A 24,322-nucleotide genomic window follows, 5' to 3' on the forward strand; every position below is an offset into this window, starting at 1 on the left:
ATGAATCGATATTTTAAAGGCTTTTGGCTTGTGTTATCCGCAATTTGAATGGGGCATTGTTAAGCTTGATTGGATATACGGTAATGCCGTTTAAATTAAAGTGAATTGAGCAAATTAATTGGAAAATCCGGCATTTTTGGGGATTATCTGCTCAGTTTTAGCATGATGTGGTTAAAAGCTTAAATTTAGGTTTGATAAAAATAACTCCTAGGTAGGCAAAAAAAACCGACAAGTGGGTGGCAAGTCGGCTGGTTGAAAACCTTCAAATGGGTAAAATGTTAATTGGTACTGCCTTAATTAAAGTGATTAAAGATTTTGTGTCTAATCGCTCAATTCACTCAATCGATATTTAATTTATTTACTGGCTTGCTCTAAGGTATCGTTGGCTGGGCGCAGCGCATTAAATTCTGTGCCCTTAAAATACCCTGGCCAGTCATTGTTGTTGCCTAACTCAGTTGCTGCTTGGTAATAGATGGCTAAATCTTCGAGGGCGCCAGATAGATCCCAGTCTTCACGATATTCATCACAGACATTGTGATAACAGCCTTTCATTTTTAGTTTCATGGCCGCTTTATATTGTGCAGTGGCCTCATCTATTGGCTGACTGCCGCCGCCAGCGAATACAGCGGGTACCCCTTCTTTGGCAAAGCTGAAGTGATCTGAGCGGAAAAAACCGCCAGACTCCGGATATTTTTCTCTTATCGCAATCCGGTTTTGGGTTTTTAAGGCATCAACAAGATAGTTCTCTAACTCAGATTTCCCTTTGCCAATGATAGTGTAATCACTGGTACGGCCATAGATATTGGTGCTGTCTAGATTAAATACAGCAACGGTTTTATCGAGTGGATAAACGGGATTTGATGCGTAATATCGTGAACCGAGTAGACCTTGCTCTTCACCCGTTGTCGCCACAAATGTCACGGAGCGGGCAAGGGGGTTGCCGCTATTAGCTTGCTTGGCAAACTGCCGTGCAATTTCAAGGATCCCTGCCGTGCCAGAGGCGTTATCAAGTGCGCCGTTATAGATCTGGTCACCATCTTTGCTGGTATCGATACCAATATGATCCCAGTGAGCGCTAAACAAAATATGCTCATTTGGGCGGCTGTTACCCGGTAACGTTGCCACCACATTGTAACTATTGGCATATTGCGCTTTGTTTTCAAACGCAATTGATGCAGTTTGGTTAAGTGGCAGGTTAATAGGGCTTGCGGCTGCACGATCTGACACAGTGTTCAGTGACAACCCCGCGTTTTCAAATAATTGGCTGGCAACGCGATAGGTGATCCAGCCTTCAACCTTTATTCGTTGCTTTTGTTCTTGTTCACTACGAACAAGATCTTGCTGAGCTCCGGTCCAGCTATTTTCTACCACTGACCAAGGATAAGAGGCCGGTTTTGTATCATGGATGATGATAGCGCCTAACGCACCTTGGCGGCTCGCTTCTTCAAACTTGTAACTCCAGCGACCATAGTAGGTCATGGCCTTACCATTAAACAGATCTGAGTCTGGCAGAGCAAAGCCGGGATCATTAACTAAGATCACCGCAATTTTCCCGTTCATATCCAAATCTTGATAATCGTTCCATTGATATTCGGGAGCATGAATGCCATAGCCGACAAAAACCAGCGGCGCATTATTGATATCGATGTTTGCAACATCGTGACGGCTACCCAGTACAACGTCTTGTCGATACTTCAGTGGTAAGTCACCTAAACGAATGGATTGTTGCTCAGATGCTGTGTAGGTCACCATAGGCACGGCTTGTAGATAATCTTTTCCGTTAGGTTTTTTAAGCCCCATTTCAGCAAAGGCATCACTTAAGTAATCTAAAGTTAGCTGTTCACCTTTAGTGGTGGGCGCGCGACCTTCGAATTTATCGGAGGCGAGGGTTTTGATATCTTGGCGGAAACGGCTTTCGTCGAAAGTGACGTCGGCTGGATTATTGACGTTAGCTGGGTGTTGACTACAGGCACTGAGCATCGAGAGTGCGCAGACTGAGAAAATTGAACGCATGAAGTGGTCCTATTATTGTTGTTTTAGACTTTTTTCGTTATTGAGAGGCATGATGGAGGAAATTAGCCCTCAATGGCAAGAGGGCTAAGTGATAATCTATTCGCTAAAATGTTACTTAATATTGCGCTATAAACGCCGGTGTTATAAGTTGATTCAACTTTAGATTCAACTTTAGATGAGTAGCGCGCTGGGCCGCTAAACCAGTCAAAACCGGTTAATCGCCCTGCGCTTAGGTGCTTACACAGTTAGATAACGTCGATGTCCCCAGCGCAATTAAAGATATGATTGGGTCTAAATGGTTCTTTATCGATATCGCTTAAAGAGCTAACACCACTCGTTACCAGGATGGTTTCAAGTCCCGCTTGAAAGCCTGCAAGTATATCGGTGCGCATATTGTCACCGATGATCACGGTGTTTTCTGAATGCCCACCTATATGGTTTAGTGCTGAGCGAATGATCCAAGAGCTGGGTTTACCAACATAAAATGGCTTTTTGCCGCTGATCCGCTCTATGGGGGCACATAATGCACCGCAAGCAGGACTAAAATCTGGGCCATGGGTATCGGGATTCGTCGCAATAAAACGTGCGCCTTCGCTAACAAACTTAGCCGCCTTATGGATCATATCCCAGTTGTAGGAGCGCGTTTCGCCAACGATCACAAAGTCTGGATTGATGTCGGTGATGGTAAAGCCTGCTTTATACAGCTCGTGGGTTAATGCCCCCTCGCCAATCACAAAGGCTTTAGTACCTTGTTGATGTTTGAGAAAGTCAGCGGTCGCCATGGCAGCGGTGTAAAAGCACTCTTCAGGTATTTGAATTCCTGCGGCGCCAAGGCGATTTTGCAGATCTTTACCTGTTTGTACTGGGTAGTTGGTCAGCACTACGAGAGGGTTACCTTGTTCGACTATGCGGTGAATAAACTTATCACTACCAGGAATAAGCTGATTGTTGTGCAGTAACACTCCATCGATATCGCAAATAACATTTTTCATTTGACTCTCTTACTTCATATTAGTTTGCCGAATAACTGAGCTTTATCTAATGCTAAATGGAGTTGAAAAACAATGCTTTTACCAAACTTTTAGTGAGCTTTGTAGAATTCCACTGATTTATTGCGATTATATGCTTTGGTTTATTTGGCAGTAGCCGAAGAGATTATGTCAGTAACGCACTGACATAAAAGAAACTAACGCTGCTTATGTTGACCAAATCTTGAACACATATTAGGTTGGTAGGTAAAGGAATATGATGACGTATAAATAAGGAAGCCAATGAAAGCGAGTAATATATTCAGGTCAGTCAAGGTGGCAGTGTCTATAGCGTTACTGCTAGGGGTGTCAACCCGTTTAGCTGCAGCAGAAACACCGACTCCAGGCTATAACCACAAGATCCCCCAAAGCATTATGACGCCTAACAAGGTCGAAACGAGCATAGGTACTTTAGAGTTTCATGATGGTGCACCGACAGTGGAAACTAGCCGTAAAGTCTATGATAATCTTAATACCATTCGCGCGACGGAAACATTTTTAAATGCGATCCCGATGGCTTCTCTAGAAGCGTTAAGAATTGGTCATATGGATCTTGGAATAACGCAATCTAATCAAGTATTACTGTTTAATAAGTTGATGGACTCAAATTCGCTTTTCTTAACGGGTAATACTGACACCGTTTATGCCTCTGCGTTTTTAGATCTTGAGCGCGATGGGCCGACTGTGGTGGAGGTTCCCGCAGGAATGGGGCCAACAACGGTCAATGACGCTTTTTTTAGGTACGTTACGGATATGGGGATTGTAGGTCCTGACAAAGGCAAAGGGGGAAAATACCTTATTTTACCACCAGGCTATAAAGGTGACGTGCCAAAGGGGTATTTTGTATCTGAGTCAACGAGTTATACCAACTGGTTTATTGCGCGAGGCTTTCTAAAAGACGGCAAGACGGACTCTGCTGTTGAGTCATTTGAGCAGTACCTTAAAATTTATCCACTTGCTAAGAAAAACCAGCCTCCAAAAATGGTTTTTAAATCAGGTAGTGGCCTGGTATTTAATACCATTCATGCTAACACCTTCCACTTTTTTAAAGAGATCCATCCTGTATTAGAAAAGGAGCCAGTCTCGTTTATAGAGCCACAGCTACGAGGGTTGATGGCCAGTATTGGTATACAAAAAGGCAAGCCTTTTGCACCTGATGATCACATGACTGCGCTACTCACTGATGGTGTCGCCATCGGTAATGCAACAGCAAGAGCTTTGATGTTCCAGCCAAGGGATGAGGCAACTTATATTTACCCTAATAGACTTTGGAAAACTGCTTTTATTGGCGGTGATTATCGCTGGTTAATTGATGATGGAGAGGGGGGGCGTAATCTTGATGCGCGTACTTATTTCTTCTATATGGCGACAGTGAATACGCCTGCAATGGCATTAAAGTTGATTGGTAAAGGCTCACAATATGCCATGTTAGATAAGTCAAAAGATGCTGCATATTTAAACGGCAGTAAGACTTATAAGTTAACCATTCCCGCGAATGTACCCGCGAAAAACTTCTGGTCGGTGGTGGCGTACGATACTCAAACCCGCTCAGAATTACAGACTGGACAGCCATTTCCTAGTCGGAATAATCAGCGTGATAATTTAAAACAAAATGCAGATGGTTCGGTTGATATTTATTTTGCGCCAGAGGCTCCCAAAGGCCAAGAGAACAATTGGATCCAGACTGTACCGAATAAAGGTTGGTTTATCTTATTGCGCCTCTATGGCCCGCTGGAACCTTGGTTTGATAAAAGTTGGCAGCCTGGTGATATTGTTGAAGTTAAGTAACAGTATCAAAAAGGTTTTATAGACTCAATCAACGAGTAAGTAGCATATCAGCGTTGGGTAATCCCCCTAACGCGATATGTTACTTTTCAATATCGCCCCCAGCATAAAAGCGATTTGCTGCAGTTCATAGTTCATAGTTCATAGTTCATAGTTCATAGTTCATAGTTCATAGTTCATAGTTCATAGTCTAAAGTTATCGAAATAACATCTCACCTCATCTTTAGTTAGTTTTGGATCAGCCTGATACCTTTGTAAATATTGTGTAAGTTAGTTGTCATCTGCAATTAAATGTTAATAGTATTCATTCGCATTTAATTATGGAGAGACATGTGAAATTAAGTATTTTAGGGTTAGCAGTATTGAGTACTTTGGCAGCCACTTCGGTTTGGGCTGAGCAGAGTAAAGAGGGATCAAATCAATCTGAGGATATGGAGCATATTGTTGTAACCGCATCACCATTTGCACAAAAGTTAAGTGATACACCTAATTCTGTTTTTATTGTCACAGAGCAAGAGTTGGACATGCAGCGTGTTGTTGCGCGTAACCTGTCTGAAATGATCTCAAACCTCGTCCCAGGTTTTTCACCAAGCACAGAAACAATGTCGACTTTCGGCCAGAACTTTCGCGGCGGTAAAGCGATAGTGATGATTGACGGAGTGCTGATTTCAACGACATTGCGTGCAGGTGGTCGAGATCTACAATCAATTTCGGTTGACGTTATTGAAAGCATTGAGGTGATAAAAGGCGCAAGTGCCATGTACGGTAACGGTGAGGCTGGCGCGATAATCAATGTGATCACCAAAAAACCTACTTTGAATTTTGAGATGCAAACTCGTGTTGGGGTCGAGGCTTTTGCTGATGAATTATCTGATGCAGGTTATAGCATTTCACAACGCTTTTCGGGCACAACAGATTCAGATCTGGGCTACTTACTTAACCTATCAGGTAAAGATCGCGGTAATCTGTATGATGCTGATGGGGATCAATTACCCGGCGCACCTAATAACCAAGGCGGCATGGGGGATGCAGATGAATATGATCTGTTATTTAAGCTTGAGCAAGAATTCGATTCAAGCCGTTTAGCCTTGTTGGCACATCATTATAATATCGAAAATAAGCTGCATTATAAACGCAGTGTAAATGATGAAAATGGCCTAGTAGAGATTGATAAAAGTGGCCCATATAGCGGTGCGAACCCAAAAACTAAACTTAGCACAGTGCAACTCACCTATGAGCATGATGATTTTCTAGATCAACAACTCAGTCTCTCTACTTATTACAGTAAGGTGAATGTTGGCTATGAATCCGCGTCTGAAATAGTGTCTAAGCGCAGTGGCTTTAAAGCGGCGATGCAGTGGACAATTAACGATAGAAGTCGTTTGGCCTACGGTATTGAATATGGCCGTGACAATACGGAGCAGGGCAGAGACCGTGATGTGATGACAGAGACCAATGTCGAAGGTAGTGTACTAATGCAATCACAATATGTTTGTTCCATTTGTGATTTAACCGAGACTAAACTAAGCCCATTTGCTCAGTACTGGCAGCAATTAACTGATGATGTCACCTTGCAGCTTGGTTTGCGTTACGAAAACTTTGAAATTGAAGTGCCAGATTATCAGCGTTACAAAAAAGGTGTGTTGTCAGATAAACAGGGCGACACCTTAACTTATGACAAGCCTCTGATTAATCTCGGTCTAGTCTATAGTATTGCCGATAGCACCGATATTTTTGCTAGTTTCTCGCAAGGTTATTCTCATGCCGATATGCGTATGCTTAGAGACATGCCGGTAGACAGTGTGGCCGAGTTTTCAGATGAAATTCCAGCAACGCAAACTAACTACTATGAAACCGGTTTACGTTATGACAGTGAACGCGTGCAAGGAAGTTTGTCATTTTTCTATTCAGATATAAAAGATGGATATGCGTATGATTATAATGTCGATGCACTAGCCGTTAAGCGAGTCGCGGCGGTGATTGTTGCCGATGAAAAAATTTGGGGCTTTGAAGCGACACTCGATCACCAAATTAACCAAGCAATTAAGCTTGGTACTACAGTGTCCATGTCTGAAGGTAAACGTACCAATAGTGAAACGGGCATTGATTACTGGATGAATGGCACCAGAATTACACCGATTAAGGCCTCGATTTATGGGGATTACCGTTTCAACGATATGGCATCAATGCGTTTACAGGCCAATTATGTCGGCGATAGGAACAAAAACAACCAAGAAAGTGATGCGGGATACAGTTACTACGAATCACCATACGAGGGATATACCTTGGTTGATTTTATTTCAACTCTTGATACTGACTTTGGGCGCTTTACCTTCGGTATTGATAACTTGCTCAATACCGACTACCAGCCGTTGGTTTCACAAATGAACAAAGAGGTTGTTTGGCAGCAGTACCGAAGTCAGTTTTCAGGTTACGGACGCCGCTTGGCGCTGGAGTACAGTATCAATTACTAAACGCTTGCTAAAGGTTATAAATGAGGTAAAGCCTAGTCCCCTGGATAGCACCCCAAGTTGAGCCTCTACTTGGGGTTTTTTAGTTATATGCTGTATTGATAACACAAAAGAGTGAGGCTGAAACCTACAGTGGCGAGTCACAAACCTTACTGCTTAGCACAGTGCTATAAATCATTCTTAGAGGGAATACCGTGTGCAGAATTGAGTAACAGTTCTGCCAAATCATTATTATCCATCGCTTCACCATTTAGCATTCGCGCTAGTACTTCACTACCAAATAGTTGTGGTGACAGTAATACGTCTGGTTGAACTCTTTGAATTTTAGTTAGATTCTTACTGTCATTGACTATGATGACTGTTTTAGCTTTGGCACTTAAGTCTTTCGCCGATAAAACGATAAAGGCATTGTCGGCATCATTATCCGTTAGGGCCAAAATGGCACGACATTGTTCTAACCCAGCTTGTTTAAGCACGGCTGTATCGCTGCTATCTCCAGAGATAATATCAAACTTACCTTCTAGGCTTTGCTCAATTATTTCAAACTCATCACTGGGTCTTACAGTGATAATGGTGACCGCCAAGCCTCGCTGATGCAGCTTAATAATGGTATTGGTCGCCATGGCGGAAGTGCCACATACAATAAAGTGATCCTCTCTTTTCATGGTGTGTTTTTTCCCTTGTATAAGTTTGTTTAAACCATTGCTAATGAAAGGGCCAAAAATCGTACTCACTGACGTTGCAAATACGGCAATCCCGGCAATAATCATCGAAATAGTAAAGAGTCGTGCGGTTTCCGTTACGGGTAAGATATCGCCATAACCTACAGTGGTCATGGTTACCATAGCAAAATAAAATGCCGTACTTAAGTCTGTTATTTTGGGCGAAAATCCATCACCAAAATACAAGCTACCGTAAGTCGAATAGATGATCAAAATGACAAAACTAATGACAGAGACAATACCTGCGGCGGTTGCACTACTGCGATTAAAATCCCGACTCAAGAGCAATAATAAGATTATGCTGAAGCAACAAAAAGCAATATTGAATTGGAGGTGAGAGTAGTAATGTAAAGTGAAAACTAAGGTTGTTAGTAGCAGTACAAGGCTCATTACCCAGGCGACGCGCGCGCGAAATAATAAACCAATAGAATTTAGCAGTAAAAACACCCCAAGCATAAACCAAGGTGCGTTAGTGAGTACTGTAAAGTTAATATCTGCAAGGTGTGAGATCTGCTGCGGGTTAAAGAGCTGATCTGACATGCCGTAAACAGTGCTAAATATTAACAAGCTATTAAGCAGTACAGTGATTGCACTGAGCTTATAACGCTGATGCTGCCATATCAGCAGACTTTTATGACGCCACTCATTGAATGTTATCAAAACGAACTCAGCCTAGGTTGTCTATATGATAGTGGTTTAATGTGTAAGCTATATGTAGGTGTTACATATAATTTTAACGAAATAACTTTGTGTAACGATTATAGATTAAATATCTGAATTTGTAGGTTTAGTTGCCTACCTTTATTGAGCGAACCAGAGTAACAGATGTTTGCGTCGTTTAAAATGGAACTGAAAAATTTTAGTGCGGGCTAGTTCACGAGACAGAAAAGCTAGCAAGGCGGGTGAGTCAGATACCAATTCTATGATATTTGAGGGCATGTTGATGAACATATACATATTTGATTTAAGGTCGATGTAACCGAGGTGTGGAATGAGTTGGTGTAAAGGTGCTTGCAAAAGTCTCACTATCACTCTAGAGCGTGCTCGATATAGTGAGGGGCATTAATAAGTTTGAGAAAAAACATCCTAGGACAAGACACAGTTAATAAAAAAGGCACCTCTCGGTACCTTTTTCTACGACGTTCAATTATCGATACTGACTAGTCGGCAGCGTAGCCGTTGATAGCTAATGTTTGACCATCAAGTTGCGCTGAGCCATCGACCATTGCGAGTCGGTTTTGACTGAACCATTTAACCACTAACGGGTAAATGGCATGCTCTTGTTCATGAACACGTTCAGCTAAAGTATCTGCTGTGTCGTCTTCGTAAATAGGAACTTTAGCTTGTAAGATCACAGGGCCAGCATCAAGCTCTGGCGTCACAAAGTGTACGCTAGCGCCGTGCTCTGAATCTTTAGCATCAATCGCACGTTGATGAGTGTGTAAACCTGTATATTTAGGCAGGAGAGAAGGGTGGATGTTAACCATCTTGCCTTCAAAACGCTGAACGAATTCATCACTTAAAATACGCATAAAGCCAGCCAACACGATGAGGTCGGGTTGGTACTTTTCAATCGCATTTAGTAGCCTTGCGTCATACTCTTGTCTTGTTTCGCCTGTGTGAGCTATCACGCAGCTGGTATCAATCTCATTTTGATGGGCGCGAACCAATCCATAGGCGTCGGGCTTATTACTGATCACACCAATCACGTCGGCTTGCAGATTATCATCACAGCCATCAATAATAGCTTGTAAATTACTGCCATTACCTGAAACTAATACTAAAACGCGACAACTCTGGGGCATTACAGGATCTCCACTTGCTCTTCTTCGCCGTTACGCTTGGCAATGTTTCCGATTAACCATGCGTTCTCGCCTTCTGCTTTTAGCAAATCTAAGGCTGAATCGACTTTATCTGCTGGTAGGGCGATAACCATACCAACGCCGCAGTTGAAGGTGCGGTACATTTCAAATTCAGAAATGTTGCCGTTTTCCATCAACCAGTTAAATACAACAGGCCACTGCCAAGAGTCGCTGTTAACCACTGCTTTACAGTCATCAGGCAATACGCGTGGGATATTTTCCCAGAATCCACCACCTGTAATGTGCGACATTGCATGAACATCATGTTGTTCAAGCAATTTAAGCAGTGATTTTACATAAATTTTAGTCGGCTCTAATAAATGGTCTATTAGTGGCTTACCAGCAAGTTCAAGTTCTGGATCAGCCTTGCTCACTTCTAATACCTTACGGATTAGTGAGAAACCATTTGAATGAGGACCGCTTGAAGCTAGCGCGATAAGAGCGTCACCGTCTTGCACCTTAGTGCCATCGATGATCTCTTCTTTCTCTACAACGCCAACGCAGAATCCTGCTAGGTCGTAGTCATCGCCTTCATACATGCCTGGCATTTCAGCAGTTTCACCGCCGATAAGTGCACAGCCTGATTGGACACAGCCTTCTGCAATACCTTTAACTACTGCTGTAGCAACTTCAACATCAAGTTTGCCCGTTGCATAGTAGTCAAGGAAAAACAGTGGCTCTGCACCTGAAACGATAAGATCGTTTGAACACATGGCGACTAAGTCGATACCGACGTTATCGTGCTTTTTAAAGTCGATAGCAAGACGTAACTTAGTGCCAACACCATCAGTACCAGAAACCAGTACTGGATGCTTATACTTAGTTGGTAGCTCACAAAGTGCACCAAAACCACCTAGATTGCCCATAACTTCTGGACGGCGGGTACGTTTTACTGCTGACTTGATGTTGTTAACTAGTGCATTTCCGGCATCAATATCAACGCCTGCATCTTTATAGCTTAGTGGGGTAGTAGGAGTGCTCACGGAGATCCTCTCGGGTACGGGTATCGATTATTATTGGATTTTACGCGGCGCTATTCTATCAGCTTGTGAGTAGCGTCGAAAGGTAAGTTTTTCAATTAACTTAGCGACAGAGGTCACGATTTACCGCCTTTTTGAAACTTTAAGTTTTCCTATATGAACAAATCTACTAGAATCGATAAAATTTACCGTGACAAATACGTTAGAAAATCAGGAGAACAAGATGAAAGTCGTTGAAGTTAAGCACCCTTTAGTCCGTCATAAAATTGGATTAATGCGCGAAGGTGATATTAGCACTAAGCGTTTTCGCGAATTAGCGGCAGAAGTAGGCAGTCTACTAACATATGAAGCAACGGCTGATTTTGAAACTGAAAAAGTAACGATTGATGGTTGGAATGGTCCTGTTGAAATTGATCAGATTAAAGGTAAGAAGGTTACTGTAGTACCTATTTTACGTGCTGGTCTTGGTATGATGGATGGCGTTCTTGAGCACGTACCAAGTGCACGTATTTCTGTTGTGGGTATTTACCGTGACGAAGAGACACTAGAACCTGTGCCGTACTTTGAAAAGCTAGCTAGCGACATGCCTTCACGTATTGCGCTTGTTGTTGATCCAATGCTTGCAACTGGTGGCTCGATGATTTCAACAATCGACCTACTAAAAGAGCGCGGCTGTACAGCGATTAAAGCATTAGTTCTTGTTGCTGCGCCTGAAGGTATTGTAGCGCTTGAAAAAGCACATCCAGATATTGAGCTTTATACTGCCTCTATCGATGATTGCCTAAACGAGCAAGGTTATATCTTGCCAGGTCTTGGTGATGCGGGTGATAAGATTTTTGGTACTAAATAAGTATTAATATCGTCACCAGTTAAGATGGTCTGAGTATCACCTAACTAAATCAGCGAACAATAAAAAGGAGCCGAATGGCTCCTTTTTTGTTTTTATCTTTTACTGAGTGCTAAAGTTTTCGTTGAAATTACAGCACCATTGCCGCTACCCAGCCAAACACTAACAATGGAATGTTGTAATGAATAAAGGTTGGAATAACGCTGTCTTTCATATGGTCATGCTGACCATCGGCATTAAGACCTGCTGTTGGGCCTAAGGTTGACTCCGATGCTGGTGAGCCTGCATCACCAAGAGCAGCCGCTGTACCCACAAGGGCAATCGTTGCTTCAATAGAGAAACCAAAACTCATCGCTAAAGGCACATAGATAGCGGCAATAATAGGAATGGTTGAAAACGATGAACCAATTCCCATTGTAATAAGCAAACCAACCAGTAGCATTAGGAATGCAGCTAAGGCTTTATTATCACCAATCGCCGTATTCATAATCTCAACTAAACTAGCAACATCACCAGTCCCCTTAATCACAGCGGCAAAACCAGCAGCAGATATCATGATAAAGCCAATGTTGGCCATCATGCGTACGCCTTGATTGAAGATATCTTGATCTGCGACATGCTTAAGTGCACCAGAAAAACTAAACACGATAAAGCCGACCAAGGCACCAAAAATCATCGAACCTGTATATAGCTGCACAACTAAGGTTGATACAACAGCAATAACAGCAATCACTATATTGCGTTTATTTAGACCCTCTTCTGGTTCAGCAGCTAGAATTTGCTCTTCTTGATATTCGCGAGGCTTACGGTAGCTTATAAAGACGGCTACCAATAAACCAAACACCATTCCGAGTGCAGGAATAATCATGGCAGGAGCCACTTGCTCTCTCACCGCCAGCAGGTTATTGCTATTTAAGTTTGTGAGCAAAATATCGTAGAGAAAGATGCCGCCAAAGCCAACAGGTAATACCATGTAGGTTGTCACTAAACCGAAGGTGAGCACACAGGCTACTAAACGACGGTCCATTTTTAACTTAGACATTACATGCAGTAACGGCGGGATTAAAATAGGAATAAACGCGATGTGGATCGGCAAAATGTTCTGCGAGGCGATAGCCATCGATAGAATCGTTAATAGTAACACCCAACGAACTCGGTTGTTGTTGGTACTATTTTGCTCTTTGCCTAATAAACTAATGACCTTATTTGAAATTAACGTTGTAAGACCTGAATGCGACAAGGCAACGGCAAAAGCACCGAGCAGAGCATAGCTTAAGGCTATTTGTGCGCCTCCACCAAGACCAGTATTAAAAGCTGCGACCGTTTGATGAAGATCCATGCCCCCAACAAGTCCTGCAACGAGTGCTGAGATTGTGAGTGCAATGACGATATTAACTCTAGCTAAGCTGAGGCCTAACATTAGGCATACAGCGATGACAACAGCATTCATAATATGATTAATCTATTTCTTATATTTGAAGTTGCGTCCATTTTTGCCTGTTAACACGCATTATGTCCAGTATCTATGCCGGATATCTTGAATTCAAACGTAGTTGTGAATTAGCTGTAGCTTAATATGCAAACAAAGTGTGAATATCAGCGTTAAATATAAGGTTAAGATGACCGGATAGTACCGAGTTAACGGAATAATCATTTAAAAAAGTGATATTGCTCTCAAATAGCTTGTCTGCAGCAAAACACTGCCTATAATGCCTTTAGATTTAAAACGAAAAGCGTTTTTAGCAATCCATAGATGGAGAAATAAAATGAGCGTATTAGTCGGCCGTCCGGCCCCTGATTTTACTGCTGCTGCAGTACTAGGTAATGGTGAAATTGTTGATACCTTTAACCTATCTGAAGCAATTAAAGGAAAGACTGCCGTAGTATTCTTCTACCCACTAGATTTCACTTTCGTGTGCCCATCAGAGCTAATTGCTTTTGATCACCGCATGGATGAATTCAAGAAGCGTGGCGTTGAAGTAATCGGTGTTTCAATCGATTCTCAGTTCACTCACAACGCATGGCGTAACACGCCAGTAGACAAGGGTGGTATTGGCCAAGTTCAATACACGCTAGTTGCTGACGTTAAGCATGAGATCTGTAAAGCATACGATGTTGAGCATCCAGAAGCGGGTGTTGCATTCCGTGGTTCTTTCCTTATCGACAAAGAAGGTCAAGTTCGCCACCAAGTGGTTAACGATCTACCACTAGGTCGTAACGTTGATGAAATGATCCGTATGGTTGATGCACTTCACTTCCACGAAGAGCACGGTGACGTGTGTCCAGCGGGTTGGGAAAAGGGTGACAAAGGTATGGACGCAAGCCCTGCGGGCGTAGCTTCTTACCTAACAGACAATGCTGATTCACTATAACTTATAACGTTAATTTATAACGAAATTGTAAGTTGTTAAAGCATAAAAAAAGCTGCGATTATCGCAGCTTTTTTTATTTTATCAGAACCATGTTGAGTGGTACTCAGCGTTTCGTATAATGAAACCTTAAGGCTCAACTGTTTCCTGAGGTTCGGCTTCTACTTCTGTTTCATCAGCTATAAAAGGCCAACCACCCAAAGATTTCCAGCGGTTTACGATTAAGCAAAATAGTTCTGCAGTGCGCTCTGTATCATATAAAGCCGAGTGAGCTTCACGATTATCGAAAGCTATCCCTGCCATAGTGCAGGCTTTTGCTAGTACAGTGTGACCAATCGCTAACCCCGCAAGAGCTGCTGTATCAAACGTGGCAAATGGATGAAACGGAGTGCGTTTAAGCGCATTTCGCTCAATTGCTTGGGTTACAAACCCATGGTCGAAGGCTGCATTGTGAGCAACAATAATACTGCGATGGCAACCCGCAGCTTTTTGTGCTTTTTTAACTTCTTTAAAGATCTCTAAGAATGCTTCTTTTTCACTGACCGCACCACGAAGTGGGTTAGTTGGATCAATACCGGTAAATGCTAATGCCTCAGGCTCAAGGTTTGACCCTTCGAATGGCTCAATATTAAAATGTAATGTCTTATCAAGACTGAGAACACCTTCATCGTCCATCTTTAGCATACTGACTGCGATTTCTAATAGCGCATCAGTTTTTGCGTTAAAACCTGCGGTTTCAACATCAATGACCACTGGGAAATACCCTCGAAAGCGGTTTTTCAATAAATTAGGGTCGAAAGCGTCTGTCATTAAAATTTCCCAAAAATGTGCAAGTGGCTATTATGCTGCAAGTGAGGATCACTGTCATGTTCGTTTGCTTGTTTTATAGGCTAAAGAAAGATAAATCTTTGCCGATAGAGAATAGTGATACGAATTTAGAGAGTTAATTTATGCGGCTTTGGGTAATTTTGACATCATTATTGTTACTCCCTTTTTCTGCCAATGCAGATTTAAGGCAATATGTGGCTTCTTTAGAAGAGTCGCAGTGGCGTCTGAGCGGCAATAATCCGGTGATGTGTCGTCTTGAACACGATATCCCCTCTTATGGCAAAGCAGTATTTACCAGTTACGCTGGCAAAGATCATAACTTAAATTTCAGCCTCGATATGTGGGTTAAACCAGATCAAGTGACTCAGGCTAAATTAGTGAGTATGGCGCCAGCTTGGCGTCCTGGCGTATTGTCGAAAGAGATCACTGAGCTAACCTATCAAAAATACTTCAGTGGTGAAGTACCGCGCAATGCTGCTTGGTCAATGCTGGCCGAACTCGAAAGTGGCATGCAGCCGACATTTTACTATGCCGATTGGTATAACGAGTCAAACAAAATAGCGGTAGGACTATCAGCGGTGAATTTTAGACGTCAGTACTCAGAGTTTAAGTCGTGCTTATCTTCTTTATTACCTTATTCATTTGAAGATATTGCATTTACGGTATTAACCTATGAGTCAGGTGGCACCGAACTCACTCGTTATGCCAAGTCACAGATAGCTAGAGTGCAAGAGTATTTAGCTTATGATAAGAATGTAGACTTAGTACTGATTGATGCTTATACCGATAGTTATGGCGGACGCAGTGCTAACCAAAACGTGTCTGAGCAGCGTGCCGATTCTGTGAAAGAGTTGTTTGTCGCTAGCGGCATTCGACAAAGCCGGATCCATACAATGGGGCATGGTGAAAGAAGGCATGTAGCGTCGAATCAAACGATAGATGAACGTTCTCGCAATCGCCGGGTTGTGATTAGAATAAGTAAACCGCTATAACGTCATTGACGTTGGACAATAGCCTAGCTTAATTGCTGGGCTTTTTTATGGACAATATTTGAGGAACAAGGTTGTTTGCGCCAAATTTTGCATAAAAAAAAGCCCGCTTACATGTAAGCGGGCCGCAAAAATAAATCATTGCAATCAACAAATTGAAGGAAGGAAGTCAAGCATAAGAACCAGGGATATAACTTCCGTGGATAACCACCAAAGTTTAAGAGTTCTTTGTTTCCGAATCTGCTAGGCAGACACTTCCTGGAAACGAGACGAATTATAGAGCCAGATATGTAGAGTGACAAACTAGAATAATTAGAGTTACTCATTAGTTTTGCTAATGCCGGTGGTGTGTGCGATTGCTGCTAAAAGGTACGTATAGCAGCAATACTGAGTGATTGGTCACAATTTTCTGTCAGTTTCGCATGATATTTAATTCATCAATGTTGCTAAATTATTAACAATGGAATTGTTCGTGAGCGGTCAATAATGGTTAAACAAACTTTGCGATGTATTTTTTTAGTTTGTATAGTGCGCAGAGAAAAGGGCGTTAAGTAAAAAGATAAAGTCAGACTTTCTAATTAATCAGTCTATTAAAAATAGGCTAATTAAAAGCGAAGTAAAGAAAGCATAACGACAACAACAAAGTCTCATTTTAAAAGAGTCAGTTAATCAGGGATACAAAATGCGAATTCATTCAATTTTAACTAAAAAGCATTTGTTGGCTATAGGTTTAGGGATAGCCATCGTCGGTTGCCAGTCACAACCTACACCAGACAATACAGCTAGTGCCAATACTGCAAACCAAGACAGTGTTGTAGAAACGATCCATGGCGTTCAAGTTGCCGATCCTTATCGGTACTTAGAGGTTGAGTCTGACAGAACCACAAAGTGGGTGAGCGAGCAGCAACAAGCAGGTAAAGAATACCTAGCAAATATTGAAAATAAGCAAGCGATTGTAGATCGTATCACTGAGCTTTGGAATTATGAGAAAATTTCAGCGCCATTCGAAAAAGGCAGTAATACTTTTTATTACCGCAATGATGGATTACAGGCGCAGTCAGTGCTGTATGTCACTGATGCGAATGGTAAGTCTAAGGTTGCGCTCGATCCTAACGCTTTTTCTGACGACGGTACTATTGCATTGTCAGGCGTATCGGTAAGCGATGACGGTAAAACATTAGCCTACGGGGTATCTAAGTCAGGTTCTGATTGGCAGGCATGGCACTTTGTTGATGTTGCCACTGGAAAGAAGCTTACAGATGAGCTTGATTGGATAAAGTTCTCTAGTGCGGTGTGGGATCACGATAACACTGGAGTTTATTATGCACGCTATGATGCGCCAGCGGGCGGTAATGCACTGGCTGATGTGAATTTTAATCAGAAAGTGTACTTTCATAAAATTGGTACGCCGCAAAGTGAAGATACGCTAGTTTACGAAAGACCGCAGAATAAAGATTGGGGTTTTGGTATCGAAGTCTCTGAAAACGGCGATTACCTACTACTGTATATCTCACAAGGTACAGATAGCCGAAATCGCTTTTTCTATAAATCACTGAAAGAACCTCAAGCGGAAGTTATTGAGCTTATTCCTGACTTAGAGGCTGAATATAGCTTTATCGGTAACGATAAGTCAGTGTTCTATTTCAAAACTGATTACAACGCTCCGAACGGTAAAGTGATTGCCATTGATGTGAATAATAGCGCTAAAGATAATTGGAAGACGATTATTCCTGAACTTAGCGACCCGATTAGCAACATCGCGATTATTAATGACCATATGGTGGTGAGTTACCTGCACGACGTGTTGGGCAAACTGACTATTTACAGCATGAATGGTGATAAGCGCCAAGATGTTATGCTACCGGGTAAAGGTAAAATCGCAGGCCCTTACGGCAAGCGTAGTAAAGATTACTTCTACTATGTTTTCAATAGTTACACCCAGCCTCAAACAACCTACAAGTTTGATTTTAACACTGGGGAGTCAACTGTTTACTCTAAGCCTCAAGTTTCTTTTAACCCGAGTGACTATACCTCTGAGCAGGTTTTTTACACCAGCAAAGACGGTACTAAAGTGCCGATGATGATCTCTTATAAGAACGGGTTGAAAAAAGATGGCCAAAACCCAACTCTGCTGTATGCCTATGGTGGGTTTGCTATCTCGTTGACGCCGCGCTTTAGTCCGGCCAATATTGCATGGATGGATATGGGCGGGGTTTATGCTGTGCCAAACTTGCGAGGTGGGGCAGAATACGGCGAAAGTTGGCACCAGGCGGGTATGTTCGATAAAAAGCAAAACGTATTTGATGACTACTACGCCGCTGCTGAGTACTTGATTGATCAAGATTATACTAATTCTTCTAAGCTAGGCGCTTATGGTCGCAGTAATGGAGGCTTATTGATGGGCGCAACCCTAACGCAGCGCCCAGAGCTATTTGCTGCTGTACTGCCAGCTGTCGGCGTTCTCGATATGCTGCGTTTCCAAAAATTCACCATTGGGTGGGCGTGGACCAGTGAATACGGAAGTGCTGATAATGCTGATCAGTTCCCGGCACTTTATGCTTATTCTCCATATCACAATCTTAAAGAGCAAGCTTATCCAGCCACTATGGTAATGACCGCCGATCATGACGATCGCGTAGTGCCACTTCATAGCTTTAAGTTTGGTGCCTTAATGCAGGACAAGCAGCAAGGCGATGCGCCAGTGATTATGCGCATTGAATCAAAGGCGGGTCATGGCGCAGGTAAACCGACCTCGATGAAGATTGATGAGTTCGCCGATATCTATAGTTTCCTTTGGCATAACTTTGGCCTTCAGGTTCCGGCGCAGATAGGCAAATAAGTCTTTTTATTGTCATTAAAAAGGAAGCTTCGGCTTCCTTTTTTTATTGGGTCACGCTTTGCTGCCTGTTCCGTGTACAGCCGGCTTGGGCGCTTATGCAACAATCGTTTAAGATGATTAACAAAATTTTATGAAGAAGCGCATCGCATATCACATATGGCGATTCACAATTGCATACTGGCTAGGTATAGTAGGCCTCTATTTTATCTCATTGATTGGCGATTATCGTTTATGTTTCGTTGGCCTATTTCGGTTTACTATGAAGATACTGACGCTGGTGGTGTTGTTTACCATTCAAATTACCTAAAGTTTTTTGAACGCGCCCGCACTGAATGGTTACGTGCGATGGGAGTGAAACAAACCGCTTTATTAGAAGATGACATTGCGTTTATCGTTAAACGTGCAGCATTAGATTTTTGTAAAGCCGCGCGTTTTGAACAGAACCTTATTGTAGAAACCAAGGTCATACAACTTAAGAAAGTCTCAATGGTATTTGAGCAACGCTTAATAGACGAGCAAGGTGAAGTATACTGCGAAGCAGAAATCTTAGTCGCTTGTATCGCGCTATCACGAATGAGACCTCGAGCTATTCCCCAAAATATTGCGCAGGAGTTTAAAGTTGGAAGCTGATATTTCTTTTATTGGATTATTTTTACAAGCAAGTCTACTGGTTAAATTTGTTATGTTGACTTTGCTTAGTCTCTCTATCGCCTCGTGGGCGGTCATTATTCAGCGCCGTAAATTACTTACCGCTGCCAAAAACAATGCGCTGAAGTTTGAAGATAAATTTTGGTCAGGTGTCGATCTCAACAAGCTTTATCAAGAGTTATCAGCAAGGCAAGACAGCAATACCGGTCTTGAAACATTGTTTGTTACCGGCTTTAAAGAATATGCTCGTTTAAATAAATTAAATGGTCGAGTGCCCGAAGCTGTGATGGATGGTAGCTACCGTGCGATGCGCGTGTCATTGTCACGAGAATTGGAAAAGCTTGAAACTCACTTACCTTTACTTGCAACCATAGGTTCAACGAGTCCTTATATCGGTCTGTTTGGTACCGTTTGGGGGATCATGAACTCCTTTATCGCACTGGGCGCAGTAGAAAATGCGACGCTTGCTATGGTGGCCCCAGGTATTGCAGAGGCCTTGATTGCTACTGCAATGGGTCTTTTTGCTGCGATTCCAGCCGTTATCGCTTATAACCGCTTCTCGACACAAGTTGAAAAGATTGAAATGTCTTATGCCAACTTTATGGAAGAATTCTCAAGTATTTTGCATCGCCAAGCATACAGTGAGAAGGAACAGGCATAATGCATCAAGGCTACCAAAGGAAGCGCCGTCGCCCTGTTGCTGAAATTAACGTGGTGCCTTATATCGATGTGATGTTGGTACTGTTGATCATCTTTATGGTTACCGCACCAATTGTTACCCAGGGGGTGAAAGTTGATTTACCTCAAGGGCAAGCCGAGTCTCTACCTGCAGACAGTAAACCGCCTGTGGTCGCATCCATTGATGCGATGGGCGAGTATTATTTAGATGTGGGCAGTTCTAGTACTAAAGAGGCGCTAGATTTGGATGAAGTCGCAGTGCGTGTTGGTGCGATTATTCAGCTAGAACCTGAGCGCCCCGTTGTTGTGAAAGCTGATCGTTCAATTCCTTATGAGAAAGTCATTCAATTAATGGTGACGCTACAAGGCGCAGGTGTGCCGTCAGTGGGTTTAATGACAGATTCGCCGGAGGATAAATAAGTGGCGGCAAAATCAGATTTAACCCTTCCAGTTGCTATTTCAGCTGGAATTCATATTGGCGTGATAATTATTCTCATTTTAGGCGTGGATTTTTCAGAAAAGCCTAAAGTGCAGCCTCAAGCGAGTGCGCCGGCGGTTCAGGCTGTGGTTATCGATCAGAAAAGGGTCGCTGAGCATGTTGAGAAGCTAAAAGCTGAAAAGCGTGAGGCCGAGCGTAAAGAAAAGGCGCGCCAAGATGAAGCCGATAGACGTGTGCGTGAAGCACGCAAAGAGCGTGAACGCGAGCAGGCACAAATTAAGCGACTTGAGCAAGAACGTAAGCAAAAAGAGATTGAAACTAAAAATGCAGCTGATGCGGCAAAAGCGGCACAGTTAAAGCAAAAGCAAGAGAATGAACGCGCAGCTAAAGCTGAAGCAGATCGCAAGCAAAAAGAAGCTGAGCGTAAAGCCTCTGAGGAAGCCGCAAAAAAAGCAGCGGATAAACGCAAAGCTGAAGAGGCCGCGGCTAAAAAAGCTGAGGATGAGCGCAAACGTAAAGCTGAAGCCGAGCGTAAGCGCAAAGCGGAAGAACAAGCTAGGCGCGAGCAAGAGCAAATGATGCAAGAAGCATTGGCTGCCGAGCAAGCGGCACTTTCTCAGACTCGTAATAAGCAAGTCATGACTGAGGTGCAGCGTTATACCTCGATGATTAAAGCAACTATTCAGCGCAATTTAGTGGTTGATGAGTCGATGCGAGGAAAGAGTTGCCGAGTCTTCATTCGCTTAGCAAATGATGGTTTTGTTACTGCAAGCCAGACACTCGATGGCGATAGCGTTGTTTGCCGCGCTGCAAAAGCCGCGATTAATAAAGCAGGCAGGTTGCCAGTATCGAATGAGCCTGACGTGTATAACAAGCTAAAAGAAATTAATTTAACAGTTCAACCTGAGTTCAATTAAAGGATCCATATGAAAAATTTGGGAAAATGGTTGCTGACAAGCTTGCTGATCTGCAGCATGCCTGTAAAGGCTGCATTAGATATTGTCATCACCGAAGGCGTTGATGTTGCGAGACCTATCGCCGTCATACCCTTTGTATGGCAGGGCACAGGTCCTATGCCATCACAGATCTCTGATGTTGTGATGTCTGACTTAGCTCGAAGTGGTACTTTCAGCCCAGCCGATGAGCTGAGCTTGCCGCAGCGTGGCATTAGTACTTTGGCACAATTTAATGTGTCAGCCTGGATGGCTCAACCTGCTGAAGCGGTTGTTATGGGGTCGATAAAGCCTTATGGCGCTGATAAGTACTTAGTGAGCTTTGAGTTAATTGACTTAGTAAAAGCGCAGCTTCAGTCAGATTCTATCTCTAAGCAGGATTTAGTGATTGATAGTCGTGAAACCATTATTACAGCGGCGCAGTTCCGTCAATATGGCCACCGAATTAGTGATGTTGTTTATGAAAAACTTACCGGTATTCGTGGTGCATTCTTAACTCGTATCGCCTATGTCGTTGTTAATCACGGAGAGAAGTCACCCTATAAGTTGATGATTAGTGACTATGACGGGTATAACGAACAGATGCTACTGCGCTCTCCAGAACCATTAATGTCACCTTCTTGGTCTCCAGATGGTCAACGTCTTGCGTATGTTAGCTTTGAAAACCGTAAAGCAGAGATCTATGTACAAAACATTTATACTCAGCAGCGGACTAAGGTGACCAGCTTTGATGGTATTAATGGCGCGCCCGTTTTTTCACCTGATGGTAAAAAATTAGCGGTTACGCTTTCAAAAGATGGTCAACCTGAAGTCTATGTGGTAGATATCGCCACTAAAGCCATTAAGCGTATTACTAACCATTATGCGATTGACACTGAGCCATCTTGGTTCCCTGATGGTAAGTCATTACTTATCACCTCTGAGCGAGGCGGTCGTCCTCAGCTATATCGTGTATTCTTAGACTCAGGTAAGATTTCCCGTTTGACCTTCGAAGGCGAGTGGAATCTTGGTGGTTCAATTTCACCTGATGGACGTAGCATTATTTTTGTTAATCGCACCAATGGTAAGTTCAATATTGCCCGTATGGATCTAGAAACTCGCTTTATGCAAGTGTTAACCAGCACGCGATTAGATGAATCACCAAGCGTGGCGCCAAATGGCACCATGGTTATTTACGGAACAACCTACCAAGGTAAGCAGGTATTAGCTGCGGTTTCTATGGACGGACGTTTTAAAGCAAGATTGCCAGTTGGGCAGGGTGAAGTTAAATCACCATCTTGGTCACCATTTCTCTAACTAAAAAGATTAAGGATTTAAAAAATGGATCTGAATAAGCTATTTAAAGCCATGTTAGTCGTACTTCCTATTATGGCTATCAGCGCGTGTAGCTCGACTTCTGAGTCTGAAACAGATGCAACGAGTTCAACAGAGTCATCTTCATCGAGTGAATATGCAAACAATGGTGTAGAAACTGGTGGTGTAGCGCCAGTATTGACTCCTGCAGAGCAGCAACGCCTTAAGTATCAAGAGTTGAGAAAAGAACACATTATCTATTTTGATTTTGACCGTAGTTCAGTTTCTCAGCAGTTTGCGGAAGTGTTAGAGGCTCACGGTGACTACTTGGTTGAACACCCAAATGTTCGAGTGATGATTGAAGGTCATGCAGATGAGCGCGGAACACCAGAATATAACATCGCACTTGGTGAGCGCCGAGCGAAAGCCGTTGCTAAGTACTTACAAGGCATGGGTGTACAACCTAGCCAAATGAGTATTGTAAGTTATGGTGAAGAGAAGCCAATGGATTTCACTCGTAGCGATGAAGGTTTTGCTAAAAACCGTCGCGCTGTGCTTGTTTATTAATATTACAGGCAAAAGGCTTACCCTATGAAACACGCCGTTTTATCAGCGGCAATATTCCTTGTAGTAGGTTCTGCATATGCAGCGCCTGCTCCTGTTGAGGATATTGCTGGTGGCTCTACAGATGATAGAGTAGCTCGTTTAGAACGAGTCATCAAAGCTAAGCAACAAAGCGAATTTCAAATGCAGCAGCGTTTAGAAACTTTGCAGCAGGAAGTATTGGATCTACGAGGTTTGAGTGAACAGCAGTCTTATCAAATAGAACAGATGCTACAAAGGCAGCGTCAGTTATATGAAGATATTGCTAATCTTTCTTCAAAACCCGCCGTGCCAGTTGCCGTTAATACTCCCAACTCTGCATCAACCGTTTCTTCAAGCCTTGGTGAAACAGCGAGCTATGAGCAAGCTGTAAACTTGGTATTGAAAGATAAAAAGTATGAGGCCGCTATTCCGGCTTTCGCTCAATTTATTGAAAGTTACCCAAATTCGAGCTATGCGCCTAATGCAAATTACTGGTTAGGGCAGCTTCTCTATAATAAGAGTGAGTTTGCTGGCGCTGCTAAAGCATTTACGACGGTTGTTGAAAAATACAAAGATTCGGGTAAGCGTGGCGAAAGTTTAGTCAAGCTTGGCATGATTGCAGAGAAAACTGGCGATAAGGCTAAAGCAAAGGCTTACTATCAAAAAGTTACTCAGGAATATGCTAATAGCGCAGCTGCAAGAATTGCTGTGCAGCAACTTTCATCACTTTGATGCTGATTTATTCAGAAAACAATCTCTTAGATTGTTTTTCATGCAAACAGGGTGAAATGGTAAAATTGCACTTGCATGCGAAGATGAAAAAGGTATTATAGGCGCCCTCAGAGCGACACAGTCGTTTGAGGGCATCTTTACCGAGTAAGTAAGTTATTCAAGCTAAGATGTTAGTTATACCAAGGGGGCTGTTAGCTCAGTCGGTAGAGCAGTTGGCTTTTAACCAATTGGTCGAAGGTTCGAATCCTTCACAGCCCACCA

General features: G+C 42.8%; 20 protein-coding genes and 1 tRNA gene. 14 read left to right on the plus strand and 7 right to left on the minus strand.

Annotation, left to right across the window (positions count from 1 at the left end; translation table 11 throughout):
- Positions 1-354 precede the first annotated feature (354 nt).
- Positions 355-2,013, minus strand: a complete 1,659-nt coding sequence (locus ACVBIU_RS07660; protein WP_447163380.1) for a M28 family metallopeptidase — start codon at positions 2,011-2,013, stop codon at positions 355-357.
- Positions 2,014-2,258: 245 nt separating this feature from the next.
- Positions 2,259-3,005, minus strand: a complete 747-nt coding sequence (locus ACVBIU_RS07665) for an HAD-IIA family hydrolase (protein WP_447162456.1) — start codon at positions 3,003-3,005, stop codon at positions 2,259-2,261.
- Between the two features lie 312 nt (positions 3,006-3,317).
- Here ACVBIU_RS07665 and ACVBIU_RS07670 point away from each other — a divergent pair, with 312 nt between their 5' ends.
- Both ACVBIU_RS07670 and ACVBIU_RS07675 read left to right on the plus strand, forming a co-directional pair.
- Positions 3,318-4,829, plus strand: coding sequence for a DUF1254 domain-containing protein (locus ACVBIU_RS07670; protein WP_447163379.1), 1,512 nt, complete (start codon positions 3,318-3,320; stop codon positions 4,827-4,829).
- A 329-nt stretch (positions 4,830-5,158) separates the two neighbouring features.
- On the plus strand, positions 5,159-7,300 hold the full coding sequence (locus ACVBIU_RS07675; RefSeq protein WP_447163378.1) for a TonB-dependent receptor: 2,142 nt from the start codon (positions 5,159-5,161) through the stop codon (positions 7,298-7,300).
- 164 nt (positions 7,301-7,464) lie between these two features.
- Here the strand turns inward: ACVBIU_RS07675 and kch are convergent, their stop codons facing one another.
- The 3 genes from kch to purM form a co-directional block, all read right to left on the minus strand.
- A complete protein-coding gene (gene kch, locus ACVBIU_RS07680) occupies positions 7,465-8,679 on the minus strand; it encodes a voltage-gated potassium channel protein (protein WP_447162459.1) in 1,215 nt (404 codons plus the stop codon).
- 500 nt (positions 8,680-9,179) lie between these two features.
- Positions 9,180-9,824, minus strand: a complete 645-nt coding sequence (gene purN / locus ACVBIU_RS07685) for a phosphoribosylglycinamide formyltransferase (RefSeq protein WP_447163377.1) — start codon at positions 9,822-9,824, stop codon at positions 9,180-9,182.
- Positions 9,824-10,864: a phosphoribosylformylglycinamidine cyclo-ligase gene (purM, locus tag ACVBIU_RS07690; protein ID WP_447162617.1), complete on the minus strand. Its 1,041-nt coding sequence runs from the start codon at positions 10,862-10,864 to the stop codon at positions 9,824-9,826. The genes purN and purM overlap by 1 nt, the downstream gene beginning before the upstream one ends.
- Positions 10,865-11,084: 220 nt before the next feature.
- On the opposite strand from purM, the gene upp reads away from it, so the two are divergent.
- The gene (upp, locus tag ACVBIU_RS07695) at positions 11,085-11,711 is read left to right on the plus strand and encodes a uracil phosphoribosyltransferase (protein WP_447163376.1); all 627 of its coding nucleotides are present in this window, start codon (positions 11,085-11,087) and stop codon (positions 11,709-11,711) included.
- A gap of 127 nt (positions 11,712-11,838) precedes the next feature.
- Here upp and ACVBIU_RS07700 read toward each other — a convergent pair whose 3' ends face one another.
- Positions 11,839-13,158 (minus strand): Na+/H+ antiporter family protein, encoded by a 1,320-nt coding sequence (locus tag ACVBIU_RS07700; RefSeq protein ID WP_447163375.1) that lies wholly within the window; start codon positions 13,156-13,158, stop codon positions 11,839-11,841.
- Between the two features lie 316 nt (positions 13,159-13,474).
- Between ACVBIU_RS07700 and ACVBIU_RS07705 the strand changes: the two genes are divergently transcribed.
- Positions 13,475-14,080, plus strand: coding sequence for a peroxiredoxin (locus ACVBIU_RS07705; protein ID WP_012155800.1), 606 nt, complete (start codon positions 13,475-13,477; stop codon positions 14,078-14,080).
- Between the two features lie 126 nt (positions 14,081-14,206).
- Here ACVBIU_RS07705 and rnt read toward each other — a convergent pair whose 3' ends face one another.
- Complete coding sequence (gene rnt / locus ACVBIU_RS07710; RefSeq protein ID WP_447163374.1) at positions 14,207-14,887, minus strand: ribonuclease T; 681 nt, start codon at positions 14,885-14,887, stop codon at positions 14,207-14,209.
- Between the two features lie 140 nt (positions 14,888-15,027).
- On the opposite strand from rnt, the gene ACVBIU_RS07715 reads away from it, so the two are divergent.
- The 10 genes from ACVBIU_RS07715 (at position 15,028) to ACVBIU_RS07760 (ending at position 24,322) form a co-directional block, all read left to right on the plus strand.
- On the plus strand, positions 15,028-15,897 hold the full coding sequence (locus ACVBIU_RS07715) for a flagellar protein MotY (RefSeq protein WP_447162613.1): 870 nt from the start codon (positions 15,028-15,030) through the stop codon (positions 15,895-15,897).
- Between the two features lie 679 nt (positions 15,898-16,576).
- Positions 16,577-18,733: a prolyl oligopeptidase family serine peptidase gene (locus ACVBIU_RS07720; RefSeq protein ID WP_447163373.1), complete on the plus strand. Its 2,157-nt coding sequence runs from the start codon at positions 16,577-16,579 to the stop codon at positions 18,731-18,733.
- Between the two features lie 231 nt (positions 18,734-18,964).
- On the plus strand, positions 18,965-19,363 hold the full coding sequence (gene ybgC, locus ACVBIU_RS07725) for a tol-pal system-associated acyl-CoA thioesterase (protein WP_447162611.1): 399 nt from the start codon (positions 18,965-18,967) through the stop codon (positions 19,361-19,363).
- Positions 19,353-20,042, plus strand: coding sequence for a protein TolQ (gene tolQ, locus ACVBIU_RS07730; RefSeq protein ID WP_447162610.1), 690 nt, complete (start codon positions 19,353-19,355; stop codon positions 20,040-20,042). The genes ybgC and tolQ overlap by 11 nt, the downstream gene beginning before the upstream one ends.
- Positions 20,042-20,479, plus strand: a complete 438-nt coding sequence (gene tolR / locus ACVBIU_RS07735) for a protein TolR (RefSeq protein ID WP_447162609.1) — start codon at positions 20,042-20,044, stop codon at positions 20,477-20,479. Before tolQ ends, tolR begins: the two co-directional genes overlap by 1 nt.
- Positions 20,480-21,415 carry a cell envelope integrity protein TolA gene (gene tolA / locus ACVBIU_RS07740; protein ID WP_447163372.1) on the plus strand — a complete coding sequence of 312 codons (936 nt, stop codon included), beginning with the start codon at positions 20,480-20,482 and terminating at the stop codon, positions 21,413-21,415.
- Positions 21,416-21,424: 9 nt separating this feature from the next.
- On the plus strand, positions 21,425-22,747 hold the full coding sequence (tolB, locus tag ACVBIU_RS07745) for a Tol-Pal system beta propeller repeat protein TolB (protein WP_447162607.1): 1,323 nt from the start codon (positions 21,425-21,427) through the stop codon (positions 22,745-22,747).
- A gap of 24 nt (positions 22,748-22,771) precedes the next feature.
- Positions 22,772-23,311, plus strand: a complete 540-nt coding sequence (gene pal / locus ACVBIU_RS07750) for a peptidoglycan-associated lipoprotein Pal (RefSeq protein ID WP_447162606.1) — start codon at positions 22,772-22,774, stop codon at positions 23,309-23,311.
- Positions 23,312-23,335: 24 nt separating this feature from the next.
- Positions 23,336-24,061, plus strand: coding sequence for a tol-pal system protein YbgF (gene ybgF, locus ACVBIU_RS07755; RefSeq protein WP_447162605.1), 726 nt, complete (start codon positions 23,336-23,338; stop codon positions 24,059-24,061).
- Between the two features lie 185 nt (positions 24,062-24,246).
- Positions 24,247-24,322 (plus strand) — tRNA-Lys (locus ACVBIU_RS07760).

Source organism: Shewanella sp. 30m-14, from assembly GCF_052977125.1.

Excerpts from the sequence above, each read along its gene's own strand:
- ACVBIU_RS07660 (WP_447163380.1), bottom strand. The coding sequence starts at position 2,013 with ATGCGTTCAATTTTCTCAGTCTGCGCACTCTCGATGCTCAGTGCCTGT.
- ACVBIU_RS07665 (WP_447162456.1), bottom strand. The coding sequence starts at position 3,005 with ATGAAAAATGTTATTTGCGATATCGATGGAGTGTTACTGCACAACAAT.
- purN (WP_447163377.1), bottom strand. The coding sequence starts at position 9,824 with ATGCCCCAGAGTTGTCGCGTTTTAGTATTAGTTTCAGGTAATGGCAGT.
- upp (WP_447163376.1), top strand. The coding sequence starts at position 11,085 with ATGAAAGTCGTTGAAGTTAAGCACCCTTTAGTCCGTCATAAAATTGGA.
- ACVBIU_RS07700 (WP_447163375.1), bottom strand. The coding sequence starts at position 13,158 with ATGAATGCTGTTGTCATCGCTGTATGCCTAATGTTAGGCCTCAGCTTA.
- ACVBIU_RS07705 (WP_012155800.1), top strand. The coding sequence starts at position 13,475 with ATGAGCGTATTAGTCGGCCGTCCGGCCCCTGATTTTACTGCTGCTGCA.
- rnt (WP_447163374.1), bottom strand. The coding sequence starts at position 14,887 with ATGACAGACGCTTTCGACCCTAATTTATTGAAAAACCGCTTTCGAGGG.
- ACVBIU_RS07715 (WP_447162613.1), top strand. The coding sequence starts at position 15,028 with ATGCGGCTTTGGGTAATTTTGACATCATTATTGTTACTCCCTTTTTCT.
- ACVBIU_RS07720 (WP_447163373.1), top strand. The coding sequence starts at position 16,577 with ATGCGAATTCATTCAATTTTAACTAAAAAGCATTTGTTGGCTATAGGT.
- ybgC (WP_447162611.1), top strand. The coding sequence starts at position 18,965 with ATGTTTCGTTGGCCTATTTCGGTTTACTATGAAGATACTGACGCTGGT.
- tolR (WP_447162609.1), top strand. The coding sequence starts at position 20,042 with ATGCATCAAGGCTACCAAAGGAAGCGCCGTCGCCCTGTTGCTGAAATT.
- tolB (WP_447162607.1), top strand. The coding sequence starts at position 21,425 with ATGAAAAATTTGGGAAAATGGTTGCTGACAAGCTTGCTGATCTGCAGC.
- pal (WP_447162606.1), top strand. The coding sequence starts at position 22,772 with ATGGATCTGAATAAGCTATTTAAAGCCATGTTAGTCGTACTTCCTATT.
- ybgF (WP_447162605.1), top strand. The coding sequence starts at position 23,336 with ATGAAACACGCCGTTTTATCAGCGGCAATATTCCTTGTAGTAGGTTCT.